Origin of the sequence: Mesorhizobium sp. M4A.F.Ca.ET.020.02.1.1, assembly GCF_004022645.1 — a bacterium.
GTDB lineage: Bacteria > Pseudomonadota > Alphaproteobacteria > Rhizobiales > Rhizobiaceae > Mesorhizobium.
This window is the reverse complement of the sequence record NZ_RZOI01001232.1, coordinates 1-869: the sequence shown is the minus strand read 5'-3', so window position 1 is coordinate 869 and position 869 is coordinate 1. Positions and strand designations below refer to the sequence as shown.

Sequence of the window (869 nt, the reverse complement as noted above, 5' to 3'; positions counted from 1 at the left end):
GTCCTCGGGTGGCGAATAGGGATCGGCAAATAGGGCGCCGAGCCCGCCGGCATCCGTCAGCTCGTCGAGCGTGTCATACCCGGTCAGGCGCAGGAACTCGTCATTGGCATAGTAGAGCGCGTCGCCGGAGTGGATGAGCAGCGGCACCGGCAGCTTGCCGAGTATGGAGGTATCGGGCGCCTTGGCTTCCTCACCGGTCGAGAAAGCCGATGGCACGAAGCCGTCGAGCCGCAGCGGCGGCACCTGCAGGCGCGGCCGCTCCGCCGCGGGCGCAGCCGCATCGGCAGGCCCGGCATCGTCGGGGGAGGCTTCCTCACCGGACGCTGCCCAATCCTCGCTGTCCTCGGCATCGCGGAAATCGTCCGCGGTCATGCTGTCGTCGCCGGCGCGGCCGTCGGGCGGTGTCCCGACAATATCGAACCGGGTATCAGCGGGCTCCGCGGCCTCTGCCGCTGCCGTCGTTTCGTCCGGTCCGGCAACCGGCGCGGCGTCGCTGCTTTCGGCCACCGGGCCGGTCTGGTCGTCGCTGCCCGCGTAGTCGAGCAGCGAGCCCGAGACCGGGGGCGGGGTAGCCTGGCCGGCGGAAGGTTCTTCGGCAATCTCGTCCGGTTCGCCGTCGAGGCGAGCCAGATCGCTCTCGTCCTCGGCATCGTTCTCCTGCGGTTCCGCCGGTTCCGCATCGTCTTGCGTCGCGGCCGCCGGCGCTTCCGTGCTCACTGGCGTGCCGGTGTCATCCCGGGTCCCGGCCGCCGGCAGCTGGTCGGCGTCAGTCTGTTCAGCCGATGGCTCGACCGGCCCCTTGGCTGGCGGCGTGGCACCGGTGTGCGCCGGAGCTTCGGGCAAAACAGATCGGTCGGACTGTTCGGTCT

The 869-nt window shown here is 70.4% G+C and carries 1 pseudogene; it reads right to left on the bottom strand.

The annotated features are described in order from the left end of the window. Window positions 1-869 (bottom strand): annotated as a pseudogene (locus EN742_RS38490) (PAS domain-containing sensor histidine kinase); the annotation flags it as partial.